This is a genomic window from Arthrobacter sp. 01T419, from assembly GCF_056398865.1.
The window spans coordinates 84,379-101,080 of record NZ_JBFTQF010000003.1; the positions used below are offsets into that span (position 1 = coordinate 84,379).

The 16,702-nt window shown below is 62.1% G+C and carries 20 protein-coding genes and 1 tRNA gene; 14 read left to right on the top strand and 7 right to left on the bottom strand.

Going from position 1 to position 16,702, the window contains the following annotated elements; genetic code table 11:
* Positions 1–51: 51 nt before the first annotated feature.
* Complete coding sequence (pknB, locus tag AC1DLO_RS06370) at positions 52–1,962, top strand: Stk1 family PASTA domain-containing Ser/Thr kinase (RefSeq protein WP_476914432.1); 1,911 nt, start codon at positions 52–54, stop codon at positions 1,960–1,962.
* Between the two features lie 27 nt (positions 1,963–1,989).
* Here the strand turns inward: pknB and AC1DLO_RS06375 are convergent, their stop codons facing one another.
* Together AC1DLO_RS06375 and AC1DLO_RS06380 are read right to left on the bottom strand one after the other, a co-directional pair.
* Positions 1,990–2,631, bottom strand: a complete 642-nt coding sequence (locus AC1DLO_RS06375; RefSeq protein ID WP_476888847.1) for an aminodeoxychorismate/anthranilate synthase component II — start codon at positions 2,629–2,631, stop codon at positions 1,990–1,992.
* Positions 2,632–2,801: 170 nt separating this feature from the next.
* The gene (locus AC1DLO_RS06380; protein ID WP_476889075.1) at positions 2,802–3,530 is read right to left on the bottom strand and encodes a class E sortase; all 729 of its coding nucleotides are present in this window, start codon (positions 3,528–3,530) and stop codon (positions 2,802–2,804) included.
* A gap of 301 nt (positions 3,531–3,831) precedes the next feature.
* Here AC1DLO_RS06380 and AC1DLO_RS06385 point away from each other — a divergent pair, with 301 nt between their 5' ends.
* From AC1DLO_RS06385 to AC1DLO_RS06435, 11 genes are all read left to right on the top strand, one after another.
* Positions 3,832–4,083, top strand: coding sequence for a cell division protein CrgA (locus AC1DLO_RS06385; protein ID WP_184741257.1), 252 nt, complete (start codon positions 3,832–3,834; stop codon positions 4,081–4,083).
* A 42-nt stretch (positions 4,084–4,125) separates the two neighbouring features.
* A complete protein-coding gene (locus tag AC1DLO_RS06390) occupies positions 4,126–4,635 on the top strand; it encodes a methylated-DNA--[protein]-cysteine S-methyltransferase (RefSeq protein WP_476888848.1) in 510 nt (169 codons plus the stop codon).
* Positions 4,635–5,141 (top strand): RNA polymerase sigma factor, encoded by a 507-nt coding sequence (locus AC1DLO_RS06395; RefSeq protein ID WP_476888849.1) that lies wholly within the window; start codon positions 4,635–4,637, stop codon positions 5,139–5,141. The genes AC1DLO_RS06390 and AC1DLO_RS06395 overlap by 1 nt, the downstream gene beginning before the upstream one ends.
* Positions 5,138–5,752: a methylated-DNA--[protein]-cysteine S-methyltransferase gene (locus AC1DLO_RS06400; protein WP_184741260.1), complete on the top strand. Its 615-nt coding sequence runs from the start codon at positions 5,138–5,140 to the stop codon at positions 5,750–5,752. The genes AC1DLO_RS06395 and AC1DLO_RS06400 overlap by 4 nt, the downstream gene beginning before the upstream one ends.
* Positions 5,749–6,444 carry an alpha-ketoglutarate-dependent dioxygenase AlkB family protein gene (locus tag AC1DLO_RS06405; RefSeq protein ID WP_476888850.1) on the top strand — a complete coding sequence of 232 codons (696 nt, stop codon included), beginning with the start codon at positions 5,749–5,751 and terminating at the stop codon, positions 6,442–6,444. Before AC1DLO_RS06400 ends, AC1DLO_RS06405 begins: the two co-directional genes overlap by 4 nt.
* A 56-nt stretch (positions 6,445–6,500) precedes the next feature.
* Positions 6,501–7,103 carry a DNA-3-methyladenine glycosylase I gene (locus tag AC1DLO_RS06410; RefSeq protein WP_476888851.1) on the top strand — a complete coding sequence of 201 codons (603 nt, stop codon included), beginning with the start codon at positions 6,501–6,503 and terminating at the stop codon, positions 7,101–7,103.
* A 310-nt stretch (positions 7,104–7,413) separates the two neighbouring features.
* Entirely contained in the window at positions 7,414–7,776 is a 363-nt protein-coding gene (locus AC1DLO_RS06415; protein WP_476888852.1) for an ArsR/SmtB family transcription factor, read from the top strand.
* Entirely contained in the window at positions 7,773–8,846 is a 1,074-nt protein-coding gene (locus AC1DLO_RS06420; protein ID WP_476888853.1) for a cation diffusion facilitator family transporter, read from the top strand. The genes AC1DLO_RS06415 and AC1DLO_RS06420 overlap by 4 nt, the downstream gene beginning before the upstream one ends.
* Before the next feature lie 118 nt (positions 8,847–8,964).
* Complete coding sequence (locus tag AC1DLO_RS06425; protein WP_476888854.1) at positions 8,965–10,320, top strand: FtsW/RodA/SpoVE family cell cycle protein; 1,356 nt, start codon at positions 8,965–8,967, stop codon at positions 10,318–10,320.
* Positions 10,321–10,943: 623 nt separating this feature from the next.
* Positions 10,944–11,372, top strand: a complete 429-nt coding sequence (locus tag AC1DLO_RS06430) for an ArsR/SmtB family transcription factor (protein WP_476888855.1) — start codon at positions 10,944–10,946, stop codon at positions 11,370–11,372.
* Positions 11,369–11,812: an SRPBCC family protein gene (locus AC1DLO_RS06435; protein WP_476888856.1), complete on the top strand. Its 444-nt coding sequence runs from the start codon at positions 11,369–11,371 to the stop codon at positions 11,810–11,812. The genes AC1DLO_RS06430 and AC1DLO_RS06435 overlap by 4 nt, the downstream gene beginning before the upstream one ends.
* An 18-nt stretch (positions 11,813–11,830) precedes the next feature.
* On the opposite strand, the gene AC1DLO_RS06440 is transcribed toward AC1DLO_RS06435, so the two are convergent.
* The gene (locus AC1DLO_RS06440) at positions 11,831–12,700 is read right to left on the bottom strand and encodes a rhomboid family intramembrane serine protease (protein ID WP_476888857.1); all 870 of its coding nucleotides are present in this window, start codon (positions 12,698–12,700) and stop codon (positions 11,831–11,833) included.
* Positions 12,701–12,721: 21 nt separating this feature from the next.
* Entirely contained in the window at positions 12,722–13,264 is a 543-nt protein-coding gene (locus AC1DLO_RS06445; protein WP_476888858.1) for a peptidylprolyl isomerase, read from the bottom strand.
* A 153-nt stretch (positions 13,265–13,417) separates the two neighbouring features.
* On the opposite strand from AC1DLO_RS06445, the gene AC1DLO_RS06450 reads away from it, so the two are divergent.
* A complete protein-coding gene (locus AC1DLO_RS06450) occupies positions 13,418–14,365 on the top strand; it encodes a hypothetical protein (protein ID WP_476888859.1) in 948 nt (315 codons plus the stop codon).
* Between the two features lie 122 nt (positions 14,366–14,487).
* On the top strand, positions 14,488–15,375 hold the full coding sequence (locus AC1DLO_RS06455; protein WP_476888860.1) for a glycosyltransferase family 2 protein: 888 nt from the start codon (positions 14,488–14,490) through the stop codon (positions 15,373–15,375).
* A 40-nt stretch (positions 15,376–15,415) separates the two neighbouring features.
* Here the strand turns inward: AC1DLO_RS06455 and AC1DLO_RS06460 are convergent, their stop codons facing one another.
* The 3 genes from AC1DLO_RS06460 to AC1DLO_RS06470 all read right to left on the bottom strand — a co-directional run bounded on the left by AC1DLO_RS06460 (position 15,416) and on the right by AC1DLO_RS06470 (position 16,652).
* On the bottom strand, positions 15,416–16,321 hold the full coding sequence (locus AC1DLO_RS06460) for a DMT family transporter (protein ID WP_476888861.1): 906 nt from the start codon (positions 16,319–16,321) through the stop codon (positions 15,416–15,418).
* Positions 16,322–16,387: 66 nt separating this feature from the next.
* A tRNA-Ala gene (locus AC1DLO_RS06465) sits at positions 16,388–16,463 on the bottom strand.
* Positions 16,464–16,535: 72 nt separating this feature from the next.
* The gene (locus tag AC1DLO_RS06470; protein ID WP_311770615.1) at positions 16,536–16,652 is read right to left on the bottom strand and encodes a DLW-39 family protein; all 117 of its coding nucleotides are present in this window, start codon (positions 16,650–16,652) and stop codon (positions 16,536–16,538) included.
* Positions 16,653–16,702 lie beyond the last annotated feature (50 nt).

Consider the following 16,702-nt stretch of genomic DNA (forward strand, 5'->3'; position numbering starts at 1 on the left):
ACCATGCCAGCCGGACGCTCCACCCCTGCCCACAGAGAGGACAGCACTCCAATGACAACCCAGCGCGTCCTCAACGGGCGGTACGAACTCGGTGAACTGCTCGGCCGTGGCGGTATGGCGGATGTCTACAAAGGCACCGACACGCTGCTCGGGCGAACCGTGGCAGTGAAGCTGCTCCGCGCCGACCTTGCCCGCGATCCGCAGTTCCATGCTCGTTTCAAGCGCGAGGCCCAGGCAGTGGCCGCCCTGAACCACTCCTCGATCGTGGCCATCTATGACACCGGCGAGTACACGGTGTCCGGTGGTCCAGGGGAGAACGTCCGGGTTCCCTACATCGTCATGGAATACGTGTCCGGCCGGACTATCCGCGATCTGATCCGTGCCAAGGAATTGGACATCGATCAAGCCATCGAGTTCATCCTCGGAGTCCTGTCCGCCCTGGAATACAGCCATAAAGCCGGGATCGTCCACCGCGACATCAAGCCGGCCAACGTCATGGTGTCCGGGGACTCAAACGACGTCAAGGTCATGGACTTCGGCATCGCCCGGGCCATGGCCGACTCCGCGGCAACCATGACCCAGACCCAGGCCGTGGTTGGAACAGCCCAGTACCTCTCGCCCGAGCAAGCCCGAGGCGAAACGGTGGATGCCCGCAGTGACCTGTACTCGGCGGCGTGCCTGCTGTTTGAAATGCTCACGTCGCGGCCCCCGTTCRCGGGAGACAGTCCTGTCTCGGTTGCCTACCAGCACGTCCGCGAGATCCCCGAGCCCGCCAGCACGTTCAATCCGGCAGTTTCGGAAGCACTGGACAGCGTCCTGGCGAAGGGCCTGCAGAAGGACCGCGCCGACCGTTTCCAAGATGCGGCTGCCTTCCGCCGTGCCTTGCGGGCGGCCAAGAACGGCGTGGCGGTCCCCGCGTTTGCCGCCGGGACACCCACGGATCCCCAGGACGTCGTACCGTCCACGCAACACCTTCCCGAAGCTGGCCTGGCGCGTGGCCTCACGGGTGCAGAATTCCTGGACAGCACCCTGACCGGGAGGCTGGGCGATGCCCAGAACGCCGGTGACCAGGACACCCTGTTGGCCCTGCACGCCGGCGGACCGGGATCGGAGCCAGACCCCGACGGCCTCATGCCGCTTGGTTTCACCCCTGAACGGGAGCGGACCCCCCGGCAGAAGTCCCGCCGTCGTGCATGGGCCGCCGTTGTGGTCATCTTTACGTTGCTTGTCCTGGCTGGCGGTGGATTCTGGTTGTACAGCACGGTGAACCAGAAGCCGGCTCCGCCGGCGTTGGTCCAGGTGCCGCAAGTGGCCGGCATGAGCGAGGCCATGGCATTACAAGCGCTCTACGGCGCCAGCCTCAGCCCGGAGTCGCGCACGATCCCGCATGACACCGTCGCCAAAGGTACGGTGATCAATACAGACCCGAGCGTGGGGTCTCAAGTGGCACCGAACTCACACGTAATCCTGTTCGTTTCAGCCGGTCCGGTCTCGGTGACCGTTCCGGCGGGCTTGAGCGGACTCACCGAAGCCGCCGCACGCGACCTCCTGCGCCAAGCCGGTCTTGTGGGCGGATCGAGCACTTTAGCCAATAGTCCTACGGTTCCCGCGGGCTCCGTCATCAGCACCAAGCCCGCTCCCGGGGCGGTTGTGGGCGCGGGCAGCACCGTTGATTTGGTGGTGTCCACGGGCAAGGTGTCCGTCCCTCAACTCGTTGGTTTGAGCGTGGCGGATGCAGAGGCCCTGCTCAAGGAGAACGGCCTGGCCATTGCCGTCACCGAGCAGGAGAATTCGCAAGTAACCCCTGGAAAGGTCACGAGCCAGGGGGACGCCTTCAAGTCCCTTGTGGAGCAAGGCAAAACCATCAGTGTGATCGTCGCGAAAGCTCCCACTCCGCCCCCGAGCCCCAGCCCTACACCCAGCCCAAGCGACACTCGTAGCCGCGGGGGCTCTGGCGGCTAGGGCTCTGGCGGTTAGGGCCGGGCGCGGTTAGCGCTGGATCAGGGGGCTAAGAGTGGCCGCACGGGCGGCCGCACCGGACATCCCGAGTGATTCAAGCCAGTTGCCGAGCATGAGGTAACCACCCTCGGTGAGCACCGATTCCGGGTGGAACTGCACTCCACATAGCGGCGCCGTGCGATGCTGCAAGCCCATGACCACGCCGCTGGCGGTTTCAGCGGTGATTTCCAGAACGTCGGGGATGCTCTCCCGGACAGCTGCGAGGGAGTGGTAGCGCGTGGCCGTCACCGGCGATGGCAGCCCGGCGAAAACACTCTTGCCCTCGTGATGTACGGGCGAGGTCTTGCCGTGCATCAGCTCTGGAGCGTGCGTGACAATGCCGCCATAGGCCTCTGCCAGCGCTTGGTGGCCAAGGCAGACCCCGAACATCGGCTTGTTGCTGCTGCCGCACCACTTGATCAACTCGATGCAGACGCCGGCTTCGGCCGGGGTGCCGGGACCGGGGGAGATCAACACGCCGTCCCGTGCGTCCGCAAGTTCGATCGCCTCGGCGAGGGTGACGTCGTCATTGCGGACCACTGTGGTTTCCGCGCCGAGTTCCTGCAAGTAGCCGACGAGGGTGTAGACGAAGCTGTCGTAGTTATCCACGACGAGGATTTTTGTTGTGCTCATGGCTGCTTTGCTGAACCAATCGTTGAGTCGGTGAAGGTTGTGAACTGTGACATCCAGGGGAAGAGGAACTCGACCATCAGGACAAAAGCGCATGCCACGAGGGCCACTGATGTCAGGATACGCACCCACAGGGGTCCCGGAAGGTGGCGGAAGATCCATCCGTACATGACTTAGCCCTTTCCGCGCGTCTGGGCGACTTGTCTGGCGATGTCCTGTGGTGGCCCGGCGGATGCAGGTTGCCAGCTTGCCAACAGGGAGTACGCGATGATGCGTTCTTCCGCGCCGAAGCGCGGATTGCAGCTGGTCATGGTCAGGTAGCTTTCGGTAGGCGTCGCACCGGGCCGTGTGGGGACCGGAAGAAGGACGTCCGTCCGCGAGGGAAGCACGATCTGGTTGTTGCGGAAGACGTACGTGTAGTAGCCGTCTTTGGTCTGCACATAGATCTTGTCGCCCGGTACCAAAAGATGGATGTTGTCCAGGACGGCGCCATGGGTCTGGCGGTGTCCCGCGACGGCGAAATTGCCGGGCGCCCCGGGCATGCTGGTACTTCCGTAGTGGCCCAGGCCCAAGGTGTCCAGGATGTCGGCACCGGTTCCTTCGATGATGGGCCGCGAATAATCCGGGCCGAATCGCGGGATATACATGATGCCGATCATGCCGCCGTGCTCGGGAGCCTGGGCAACTACGGGTTTACCGTAGTTCGGCGCTTTGGCAGGGTCGGCAGGGACAACCGGTCCCGCAAAGTCCTTGGCGAATCCCTGGATGGCCTGGCTTTGCTGCGCGTCGGCTTCGACATTGGTCCACCACAGCTCCCAGGCCACAAAGAGCAACAGGATGAAACCTGCCGTGAGGAGGAGTTCGCCGATGATCTGGACGATCTTGCGCACAACGTCACCCACGCTTGGCCGTCCCTCACGTTTCCCCGAGCGGGGCTTGTGTCCCCCGGGGCGGGGAACCCCCGCCCCTGTTCCTGTGCCGTCATCGGGTACGGCAGCGGCTTGCCGCGTCTGCTGCTGCGCCACTGGATCTCCTCTTCACAGGCGCGGATGCCCCACGACGAGCAGCCTCCGAAATCCGGCTAGACTTGTTTGCTAGTAAGAACCCCGGAATTGCCGCGTGCGCGTTGACCGCTGGAATTTTCCTTCCTGCAGGATATCAAGACGGCGCGTGGCCATTCATTCAGCCGGCCAAGGAGGATCCGTGCCCGAGTCCAAGCCCCGCAAGAGGGCCGCCCGCCCCACCGAGGCGGCTACCGCACAGCACTACAAGCCGAACCCCGTTTGGTACAAGCCAGTGATGTTCGGCCTCATGATTGTCGGCTTGCTGTGGATCATCACTTTCTATATCACCAGTGGCCAACTTCCCGTGCCGGCGTGGGAGTCCTGGAACATCGTGGCAGGTTTCGGCATCGCGATCATCGGCTTCCTCATGACCACGCGCTGGCGTTCCTGAGCGGCGACCTCACATTTCGGCCGCCTGTACCGTCTACTAGACATGACCACCAGGCACACCACCATTGAGTCCCCCTTGGGCCAGCTCACGCTGACCGCCCGGGGAGGGCTGCTGACGGGCATCTTCTTCGAAGGTCACTGGCATATGCCACCACCGGAATTCTTCGGTGGAGCCGCCCCGGCTGGCGACCCCCTGTTCCAGCAAATTGCCGCAGAGCTCGGCGAATACCTGGCGGGCGAACGGACGGTGTTCGACGTCCCCTTCAAGGCTTCCGGGAATCCGTTCCAGGAGCGGGTCTGGGCCAGGCTCCAACAAATTCCGTACGGGGAAACCGTCAGCTATGGGGAATTGGCCACCGAACTGGGCGATCGCAACCTTTCCCAGGCCGTCGGTTCGGCGGTTGGCCGCAATCCGCTGAGTGTCGTCATTCCGTGCCACCGGGTAGTGGGGCACGATGGGAGGCTCACCGGATACGCCGGCGGACTCGACAACAAGCGGTTCCTCCTGGAACTCGAGGAACCAGCGGCGGCGAAGGAAAGCAAGCTCTTCTGATGGCGCCCAAGAAGCCGTTCGAGCTGATCGTCCGGGACCACGGGCCCACGGTGCTCCGTGTATGCCGGGCCGTTCTTGGCCCCCTCGACGCGGAAGACGGCTGGTCCGAAACTTTCCTCTCGGCCCTGAAGGCCTACCCCGAACTCCCAGCAGACGCCAACGTCCAGGCGTGGCTCGTCACCATCGCGCACCGCAAGTCCATCGACATCGTCCGCGCGCGGAATCGCCAGCCAATTCCCGTCGATGTGCTGCCTGTGAGGCATTCCGGGCTCGGCATCCCCGGCGACGGCCATGCGGAGGTGCTCGACGCCGTCGGGCACCTTCCGCCGAAACAGCGCCAGGCGGTGGCGTACCACTACCTCGCCGGGCTCCCGTACAAAGACGTCGCCGTGCTTCTCGGCGGAACCTCCGACGCCGCGCGTCGAGCAGGTGCCGACGGCGTCAAGGCCCTGCGCACCATTCTCGTCGATAGCTCCATGAGCTTCGTGAAAGAAGAGAACCCATGACCATCAATCACAACGAACCGGACATCGCCGAGCTCCTCGCAACCTCCGTGGAACCAGAGGTTTTGCAGCGGCTCCACCGCCGTCTCGCGGCAGCGGCCGCGGAACAACACACGCTCGATATCGCCTACCGCACCTTTGATTCTCCGATCGGCAAACTGTTGCTCGCGGCCACGGAGCGAGGCATAGTGCGCGTTGCCTTTGAAGTGGAAGACCACGACGCCGTGCTGCAACTGCTCGCTGAAAAGCTCAGTCCGCGGATTCTCCACTCAGCTGGCCGCCTGGATCCAGCAGCCCGCGAACTGGACGAATACTTCGCGGGGACGCGGCACCATTTCGACCTGCCCTTGGATTTCAGCCTTTCGCGTGGATTCCGGCTTAGCGTCCTGGAGCATCTGCCGCAGATCGCCTACGGGCACACGGAAAGCTACGCGCAAGTGGCGTTGGCCGCCGGAAGTCCGCGAGCCGTGCGCGCGGTTGGCACTGCCTGCGCCACCAACCCGCTGCCGGTGATTGTTCCTTGCCACCGGGTAGTGAAATCCGATGGATCGTTTGGCAACTACCTCGGCGGCACGGAGGCCAAGCGAACCTTGCTGTCCCTCGAGGCAGCATGAGCCCAGGGTGGACGGAACCGCTGTTTCCGCTGGAGTTGCCGGACGCGTCCGACGCCGGCCCACGGGAGATCGCACCCGGCGCGGTGCACGTTCCGGGCTGGCTCAGCCTGGAGCAGCAGCGGTGGATCACGGCCCGTTTCGGTGAGTGGACGCGTGGTCCCGTCCCCTTGCGTGCCGCGGTTCTTCCCGGAGGACGCCCGATGTCCGTCCGGACGGTCTGCCTCGGCTGGCACTGGCAGCCCTACAAATACACGCGCGAAGCTTTCGACGTCAACGGGCGGCGGGTCCTGGCATTTCCTGATTGGATGGTGCGGCTGGGCCGCAAAGCACTGTTCGAGGCATACGGTGACGCCGCCGAAGCCGCGGACTACACGCCGGACACCGCGCTGGTGAATTTCTACGACGACGCCGCCAAGATGGGGATGCACCAGGACAGGGACGAGAAGTCCCGCGCTCCTGTGGTGTCCCTCAGTATCGGAGATAGTTGCGTGTTCCGCTTCGGGAACACGGAGACGCGCACCAAGCCGTATACCGACGTCGAACTGTCCTCCGGCGATCTGTTCGTATTCGGCGGTGCATCGCGTTTTGCGTACCACGGCATCACCAGAGTGCTCCCCGGAACGGCTCCCGCAGGCTGCGGGCTGCCCAGCGGGCGGATCAATATCACCATGCGCGTCACTGGAATGTCGTAGGACCGGGGCACAATGTCAACAACAGCTTCTGCACGGCTTCCAGTGGAGGAATTCCTATGACCCCGCCCGAGAACGGCACCATCATTGGCGACGACGGCCTCGCCCGGCCGCCGTGGGCATCCGTTGACCCGCTTATGCGCGAGTACTACGACCACGAGTGGGGCATGCCCGTGCGGGACGAGCAGGGCCTGTACGAGCGCATCAGCCTCGAGGGATTCCAGTCGGGCCTCTCTTGGGCCACCATCTTGCGCAAGCGTGACGCGTTCAGATCCGCTTTCTTGAACTTTCACCCGGAAAGCGTCGCGGCCTTCACAGAGGCGGATGTCGAACGGCTGATGCAGGATCCAGGGATCGTGCGCAACCGGCTCAAGATCCGTGCCGCCATCACGAATGCCAAGGCCACGATCGCCTTGCGGCGCGAAGGCGGACTGGTGGACTTCGTGTGGTCCTTCCAACCCCAGTCGACGCCCGAACCGCGTACCTTTGCCGACGTCGCCACCCAGTCGCCGGAATCGATCGCCTTGTCCAAAGCACTGCGTAAGAAGGGCTTCGCCTTCGTCGGGCCCACTACCATGTACGCGTTGATGGAGGCTATCGGCATCATCGATACCCATCTCGTGGACAGCCATCGTCGTGGCAGTTCCGGAATTTGGCTCTGATACCCCCCGTTTCTTTCCACAGAAGTGCGTAACTTTATCCACAGCTGTGGACAATTCATGTGGACATCCATGTACACGGGGCGAAAATCCCCGGGAATCAGGTGCGTAACCGGCAGCCACGCCTTCCACATGAGGTTTTACCCAGTGTGAACAACGCTGTGGATAGTGTTCCCGGGTTCATTGAGAGTTCACCGCGGAGGCATTGAGAACTTCATTCAGGCCCGTCCTGCCCCGGTAGCCGCCTGGCTTTCGCTTCGCCTTTTCGACTCGCCGGAAGGGCACTGGTCGAGAAGTGTGAAAGAATCTGCGTATGAATGCAGATAAGAGCGGTTGCTCGCTGGGTGTCGACAGTCAGTATGTTGAATTGGCGGTGGAAGTGTTCGCGATGTTGGCAGATGCCACGAGGGTCCGGATCATCCTGGCGCTCCGGGACGGCGAAATGGCCGTCGGTGCCCTAGCTGAGCTGGTGGGGAAGTCCCCGGCAGCTGTATCCCAGCACCTCGCCAAAATGCGCCTGGCGAGAATGGTTTCAACACGGCAGGACGGAACCAAGGTCATGTACAGGCTGGAGAACGAACACGCCCGCCAACTGGTGGCAGATGCCATCTTCCAAGCGGAACACGCCCTCGGCGGCACCCCTGCACACCACCGCCCAGAACAGGAAACGGCATGAACAGTCACCAGCAAGTTGGTCATCAGGCGGGCCATGTGCACGCCAACGACCACGCGCATGACCATGACCACGACCACGACCACGACCACGACCACGACCACGACCACGACGGACACTCCCACGAACATCACAAGGGCTTCAAGGGGTGGCTGTATGAGCTTTTTGTCCCGCACACCCACGATGCCGCAGACTCCATCGACGATGCCCTCGAGTCCAGTACGCAGGGCGTTCGGGCTCTGAAGATCAGCCTCTTCTTACTCCTTGGCACCACCGTGCTGCAGTTTCTTGTAGTCCTTGTCAGCGGCTCCGTCGCGTTGCTGGCCGACACCATCCACAACTTCTCGGACGCGCTCACCGCCGTGCCCTTGTGGATTGCGTTCATCTTGGGACGTCGAGCGGCAACTCGCCGCTACAACTACGGATACGGACGGGCGGAGGATCTTGCGGGACTGTTCATCGTCGTCGTGGTTGCCCTTTCTGCTGTGGTCGCCGCATGGCAGTCCATTGACCGGCTGTTCCATCCACAACCCCTCCACAACCTGTGGTGGGTTCTCGCAGCCGGGCTCATCGGCTTTGCGGGCAATGAAATCGTGGCTCTCTACCGAATCCGGGTTGGCCGGCAGATCGGGTCCGCTGCGCTGGTCGCCGACGGCGTTCATGCGCGGATCGACGGATTCACCTCGCTCGCCGTGGTACTCGGTGCCGGCGGCGTGCTGCTCGGATTCCCTTTGGCCGACCCTATCGTCGGACTGCTGATTTCGGCGGCCATCATGATCCTGCTCTGGGGCACTGTACGCAGCGTAGGACGGCGCCTGATGGACGGAATAGAGCCCGAACTGCTCGATCACGCCCAATCGGCGTTGGAGAGGACCCCCGGCGTGCTTTCCGTGCCGAAGCTGCAGCTTCGCTGGGTTGGCCATCGTCTTCAGGGGGCGGCCACCATCGTCGTTGCCAACACGGCCCTCTCCGCCGTGGAGGAAACGGTCGACGACGCGCGGCATCAGCTTGGGCGCGCGCTCCCAAAGCTCGACGACATCGTGATACAGCCTGTGACAGGACCGGGCCGCTGAAAGGCCGGGTTCCATTCCCAACAGGCGCCCAGCTGCTGGGGCTATGATGACCCACTGAACACCGACCCGCTGAGAAGGGACCGACCGGCCCGCTCGAAATCCGCGAAAGAAGATGCCCATGAGCCAGCAAGCGGTTCTGGCGAAGCCTCGCCGGAACGTCGAATTGGTGCTGCTGGTACTCGCCCTTGGCGTCGGCGTCGGGGCCATCGCAATGACCAGCGTGGACAAGAAGGAAGCCCTCGATTTTGGATTCTGGCTCCAAGCCGGAACCTTGACTGCGCTGGCCGGGGTCTTCCACGTTGTCCTGCGGTTCAGGGCACGGTATGCGGATCCAGTGATCCTCCCCATTGTCGTGGCTTTGAACGGCTTGGGCATCGCCATGATCCGACGTTTGGACGCGTCAACCGGGAGCACTGCGGGGACCAATCAGCTCAACTGGACGATCGTCTCGGTCCTGGTCGCGGCCGCCGTGCTGTGGCTATTAAAGGACCACCGGCTGTTACGCCGATACACTTTCATTGCCCTTGCTGTCAGCGCTGCCCTTCTCATCCTTCCGCTCGTCCCGGGCATTTCCGCCGGCGATATCAACGGCGCGAATGTCTGGATACGCCTCGGGTCCCTGCAGTTCCAGCCTGGGGAAATCGTGAAGATCACCCTCGCCGTCTTCTTCGCGGGATACTTGTCCTCCAACCGGGACTTGATCTTGTTGGCGGGCAGGAAATTCGGGCGCCTGCAGTTCCCCAGGGTCAAGGACACCGGACCGATGGTCACCGCTTGGGCCGCGAGTGTAGGCGTACTGGTCTTCCAGCACGATCTCGGCATGTCCATATTGCTCTTCGGGCTGTTCATGGTGATGATCTACGTTGCCACGAGCCGGGCCAGCTGGCTGGTTCTCGGCCTGATACTGATGGGTGTGGGAGGATACGCCGCGGCAAAGATCTTTTCCCACGTCGGCTTGCGCATCGACGCCTGGGTCAATGCCTTTGACCCCCAGGTGTACACCCGCTTTCCCGGAGGTAGTGCCCAGATTGTCCAAGGCCTCTTCGGAATGGCCGACGGCGGCCTGATCGGAAAAGGCCTCGGACTCGGAAGCCCGGACCTTGTGCCCTTCGCCAACAGCGACATGATCGTCGCCTCCCTTGGTGAAGAACTCGGCCTGATAGGGCTGTTCGCCATCGTGCTCCTCTATTTGCTGCTTTTCACGAGGGGATTCCGGGCGGCGTTAGGCATCCGAGATGCGTTCGGGAAGCTCCTCGCGTGCGGACTGTCCTTCACCATGGCGCTTCAATGCTTCATCATCATCGGCGGCGTCACCCGCCTTATTCCCCTCACAGGACTGACGACGCCGTTCCTCTCCGCGGGCGGGTCCTCCCTCCTTGCCAACTGGATCATCGTTGCACTGCTGCTGCGGATCAGTGACGCAGCCCGCAGGCCCCAAGCGGTCGCTTCCCAGGCCGAGCACGTCCCGGTCTGACGCCCATCAGACGCGCTGAACCCACGTAGCGAACAAGCCCGTCCAGGCCGCCACCACCGGAGTTACACACTTAACAACAGGCAGGTACCCACAAGTTATCCACAGTTGGGGAAAAGCTGTGGCGACAAAGTGGAAAACTCCCGTAACGGCGGGCTTACAGGCCGACCATGAATCGTCGAACTACAACCATGTGAGTTATTAACAATGTTGATAACCCTGTTGATACAACGCTCCCGCCGCCGCCAATGGTGAGGTTGTCCACACATCCCCAAAGAGGGCGCTTCTTATCCACATAACCACAGGCGTGTGGGCAAAAGTTATCCACAGTTGTGGACGTTAATCCCCAGGAGAATCCGCCACCCCCGCCATCTCGCCCCAGACGGCCAATCCATCACGGAACTACATGCTTGTAAGTTACACACATTGTGGATAACCCCTGTGGAAAACTTCGCCGAGGTATTGACGGGTCCAGTTCAAGGTTCTACGCTATTTTTATTCAATGAACTAGTTGATCAACCAAAAGCTTGAATAATCCAAGTATTTGAATAACCAAGGGCGCTTGGGCGCTGTGGAAAACTCCGAAGTCCACGATGCTTGAGCTTTGAGCCAGGCAGGGGAGACGCATGCCGGAGACTGCGGGAACAGCAGCGCTGGATCAGAAACAGCTGGATCCTGAAGACCAGCTCAATAGGGCCTTCATGGCTCTCGCCGATCCTGTCCGTCGCAGGATACTGGCGCGATTGGCCTTGGGCGATGCCACCGTCAATGAGATCGCCCAGCCATTCACCGTCACCCTCCAAGCCATTTCAAAGCATCTACAGGTGTTGGAAGGTGCTGGGCTCATCACGAGGAGCAGGGAAGCGCAGCGCCGTCCTTGCCACCTGAACACCACGGCGCTGGGTCCCTTGGCGGCGTGGATCGAGAACTACCGCCTTCAAGCCGAGGAACGCTTCGCCCGGTTGGATGAGCTGTTGGCTAACGAAACCCCGCTGGGCGGTAAGACCGCTGATCGGGTCGAAGAGAAACATCTGGAAAAGGAGAAAGAAAAATGAGCGCCAACGCAACAACCATTGACGTCACGGCCGGCACGCCGTTCATCGACACAAGCCGCGACTTCGACGCCGCACCAGATCGTGTGTTCCGAGCGTTCACGGACCCCGAACTCGTGGTCAAGTGGATGGGTCCGCGTCGCCATGCGAGGACCGGAGGCAGTTACCGCTACATCCACTCGGACGGCCAAGGCAACGAGTTCGGCTTCCGCGGGGTGTTCCACGAAGTCCAGGAACCATTGAGGATCATCCAGACCTTCGAATTCGACGGCGCCCCCGGTCAGGTCACGCTGGACACCACCAGGTTTGAGGACCTCGGAGGCCGCACTCGCGTGGTGCAGCACTCGGTGTTCCCGTCGGTCGAGGCGAGGGACATGGCCGTGGCAAGCGGCATGGAATCGGGCATCAAAGAATCGATGGATCGCTTGGAGGCGCTCCTGTAGTGAAAGCGCGAGGAGCGGCTAGCCCGCCGTGGCCCGCAGGACGGTAGCCAGGACCAGAACCCCGGCCACCACTGCCACGCCGGCAGTCTGCAACAATGCCTGGCGCGGTCCACGCGGAGCAAAGGCGATCACGGCGGCACACAGCCCACCGGTGATGAGGCCGCCCAAGTGTGCCTGCCACGCGATTCCGGGGACAACGAAGCCGATCACGCCGTTGATGGCAATGAGGATCCAGAGCTGCCTTGTGTCGCCGCCGCGCCGGCTTTGGACCACCAAGAGTGCGCCAAAGAGGCCGAAGATCGCACCGGACGCACCTTCAACTCCGGTTGGAGGCAACACGGGCGTGAGGAGCAGAAAGCCAACGGAGCCGCCGACGGCGGACAGCAGATAAACAGCCAGGAAGCGGATACGCCCCAGAACGGGCTCAAGCACCTGGCCAAAGATCCAGAGCATGTACATGTTGAGCACGATGTGCAAGACAAAGCCCTGGGAATGGACAAAGGCGGAGGTCAGCATCCGCCAGGGTTCGAAGGCGCCAAAATGCGGGGTGGCGTAGACAGATGCGAAGGCGAGTTGATCCTCCACCACATTGCCGGGAATCAGCCACTGCAGGACATACACCAGGGCGCACAGCCCAATAAGCAGGTACGTCGCCAAGGGCCGACCGGTCGAAATGGCGCCGCCATAGGCGGAACGCACGGCCGGCGTCGAACGCTTCATTTCATTGACGCAGTCAATGCATTGGAACCCGACGGCGGCCGCCCGCTGGCATTCGGGGCATGCAGGACGCCCGCAACGCTGGCACCGCACATAGGAAGGCCTGTCCGGGTGCCTGGGGCACACCGGAATGTCTGCGGACGGCTCTGCCGCCGGGATTCCGTAACTCATCTGCTGCTCAGACTCCGGGGATCAGAGCTGGACGACGTCAATGCTGTTGATGACGACGTCTTCAACCGGGCGGTCGCCCATGCCGGTGCGGACGGCCTCGATGGCGTCGACAACCTTCTTGGACTCTTCGTCAGCAACCTCACCGAAGATGGAGTGCTTGCCGTAGAGCCAGTCGGTGTTGACGGTGGTGATGAAGAACTGGGAACCGTTGGTGCCCTTGCCCATCTGGACGCCGGCGTTGGCCATGGCCAGCTTGTACGGGGCGTTGAAGTTCAGTTCCGGGTGGATCTCGTCGTCGAACTTGTAGCCCGGTCCGCCGATGCCGCGGCCGAGGGGATCGCCGCCCTGGATCATGAAGTCTTTGATGATCCGGTGAAAAATGGTGCCGTTGTAAAGGGGGGTACCGGTCTTGTCTTCGCCGGTCTCCGGGTGCGTCCAGGACTTTTCGCCGGTGGCCAGGCCTACGAAGTTGGCGACCGTCTTGGGCGCGTGGTTGCCGAAGAGGTCAACCACGATATCGCCGAGGCTCGTGTGGAAAGTTGCTTTTGCGGTTGCGATGGTCATAGCGCCATTCTTTCATGCAGGGTCAACGGCGAGGCGGCTAGGAAGGCGGTTCCGCGCTCGGTGAAATCTTCCACGAATCCGCTGGAGCAATAGCCGGTGCCGGTCAAGCGACGTAGGCTAACAACAAACGAGCATGTTGATCGGGAGGTAGTTGTGAAGAAATCGGACCGGATTGCCCGCGAACTTGAACACACCGTTGTGAATGGTGTCGAGAATGCCAAGGATTGGGCGACGCCCCGCGTCGAAGCAGCTGTGAGCTGGGCGGTTCCCCGTATCCAGCACGGTATCGACACCGCTTCGCCGAAACTCCAGGAAGGCCTGAAATCGGCTGCGCACAACCTCGCCGACGGCGTTGCCACCGTCACGCCGAAACTCCAGGAAGGCCTGGCGAACCTCGCGCCGAAGATCCACGACGCCGTCGAGGACGCCTCGCCAAAGATCCAAGAAGCACTCAACAAGGCCACGCCGGCCCTCAGCCACGCCCGGGACAAGGTTGTCGAGGAGTACTTGCCGAAGCTCTCCGAGCAGCTCGGTCAAGCCTCCGAAGTTGTCCACCACGCCCTCGAGAATGCACCCGCCCAGGTGGATGCCGTCGCCCAGAAACTCGTGGACTCGGGAGTGGTGCACAATCTCCAGGAGCAGGCACAGGCCACCAAGGCCCAGCTGAAAACCGCAGCGGAGGAAGCATCAAAGGCAGTCTCCAACGAACTCGCCAAGAACAAGAAGCCCAAGAAGCGCGGCCTCTTGATTTTCACTGTTCTTGCAGCAGCTGCGGCAGCAGGAGTTGCCGCATGGAAGGCAAGCCGCCCCGTAGAAGACCCGTGGAAGACTCCGGTCCCCGTGACCCCTTCACCGGTTCCCGCTGCCGCCGCAGCAGAGAAGGTTGCCGAAAAGGTTGACGACGTCGCCGCAAAAGTAGCTGACAAAGCCGAGACTGCAACGGAGAAGGCGAAGGAGGCCGTCGATGACGCTAAGGATGCTGCTGCAAAAGTGGCGACCGACGCCAAGACCGCAGTGAAGAACATCGCCGCCAGCCTGCATAAGGACGAGGCCGGCAAACACGAGGCAGCCACGGACGAAGCAGGCAAGCACGACGCCTAGGAGAAAGCCACACTCGCTCCACGTTGAAGGGATTCCGGTTCGCCGGGGTCCCTTCAATTGTTTGGCCACATGTCACCATAGGCTTCCGCAGCGGACACCAGCCTGATGCTAGATTTATGGGGATGCTAGCCGATAGATCTTCCGCAGATGCAGCCAGTAACGCACCCGTCGCGCCCGTGAAGCCGAGCGTTTCAATCGTCATTCCGGCCTTCAACGAGGAAAGCGTCATACGGCAATGCCTTATCGCGGCCGTTTATCAGTCAGTGCCTGCGGACGAGATCATCGTCGTGGACAACATGTCCAAGGACCGCACTACCCAGATCGTCCAGCAGATGCAGCAGGAATACCCGGAGAGCCCCATCATCCTGCTGAGCCAGAACAAGACACAAGGACTCATTCCCACCCGCAACTTCGGCCTCAATAGTGCCACTTCGGAGATTCTGGGCCGGATCGATGCCGACTCCGTCCTGGAACCGGACTGGGTTGAGCAGGTCCAGAAGGCCTTCGCGGATCCCTCTGCACAGGCCGCCACAGGTCCCGTGGTCTACTACGACATGCCCATGCGTCGATTCGGGCTCAAGGCCGACGACAAAATGCGCCAGCTCATGCTTCGGCTTGCGAAGCACCAGTTCCACTTCCTTTTTGGCTCCAACATGGCGCTCCGGCGCTCAGCGTGGGAAACCATCCGTGACGAGACTTGCCTGGACGAGAAGGACGAGATGCATGAGGACATCGATCTTTCCCTGCACCTTGCCGACCACGATCTGAGGGTGCAGTACTGGCCGCAGATGGTCTCCGGAATGTCCGCCCGCAGGCTCGAGGATTCACCTCGCGACTACCGCTATTACGTGACCCGCTTCGACCGCACCTACAAGGCCCACAACGTCAAGAAAATGGCGCTGAAGGCCCCTATGGTGGTGTTCTTCTCGGTCTATTTTCCAGCAAAGCTACTCCGGGCAATCCACACGGCCAACTCAAGCACCCAGGGCGTCCGCCGCGGCGGCCTGTAGCCACACGCTCGGCAACCTCCCGCGCCAGCCGTACCGGGGCTCAGTCAGTGCCCAGCTCGGCGATCTTGCCCTCGGCGGCCTTGCCGCGCCGCTGACCAGCTACGACGACGGCGAGTCCGGCCAGGATCAAGGCTAGCCCCGCATAGGTCCCGGCAGGCAGGGTCTCATGCAGGAAGATCGCGGCAAGAAGGGCTGCGCCGGGAATCTCCAGCAGGATGATCATGGAGACAAGCAGCGGGCTCATCGTGGCGAGAAGGTGGTTGAAGGCGGTGTGGCCAACCAGTTGTGCGCACACGGTGATGGCTACAATCCCCACCCAGCCTCCGGCGTCGAACCCTACAAGCGGCTCGCCGCTGGCGAGAGCCAGAACGGCAACAATGGCCGCACAGATCCCATAGCAAAGCGTCGTGTAGGTCCCGGTCCCCATGCTCTTGCGTGCCTTTCCTCCGGCCAAGGTATACAGTCCGGCCAAAGCGCCTCCACCGAGGGCCAGGACGTCACCAAGGAAAGCTTTGGGCGAAGATCCCATATCGAAGCCCGTAATGGCCGCGACGCCGCCCAGAGCGATGCCCAAGCCGACCAGGACCGGCCAACGGTGCCGAGTGCCGCGAAGGAGCTGGAAAACCGCGATCCACGCCGACTGCAAGCACACCAGGGCGGTCGCGGCGGCAACGGACGTCAACTGAAGCGCCGTGATGAAGCACGCGAAGTGGAAGGCCAACGCGACGGCGGCGACGGCGGACCACGTGAACTCGTAACGGGTGACCTCCCGGAACTGGCGGGGTTCGCGTATCAGGACCGGCGAAGCCATGACGACGGCGGCGATTGCGTTCCGCCAGAAGGCGATAGCCAGTGCCGTGACAGACGTGGCGCCAAGCGTTCCCGCGATGAGGGGTCCGGATGATGCGACACCAAGCACGCCCAAAGCAGCAACAATGAAATTCACATTTCAACCTTAGTGAAGTGGTTAAAGCAAAGAGTCCCGGTCATTTCTGACCGGGACTCTTTCTTATGGTGGAGGCACGGGGACTCGAACCCCGAACCCCCTGCTTGCAAAGCAGGTGCGCTACCAATTGCGCCATGCCCCCATAAGAAGCAACCCATCCATACTACCGCAGATCATTCCATGGTTTTCACCATGTCCAGACCGGGCGTCCTGGCTAGTCAACCGTGTCGGTTGCCTTGCTCCAGACTGTTTTCCGGGCTTCGGATTCCTGCACTTTTTTGTAGAGCAGGACGCCTGCGATCGCAGCTGCAACTATGAGCAACTTCTTCACACGCACCCCATTCCGGTTCGGTTTCCCGAACCTTGAGCAAAACCTGTGCA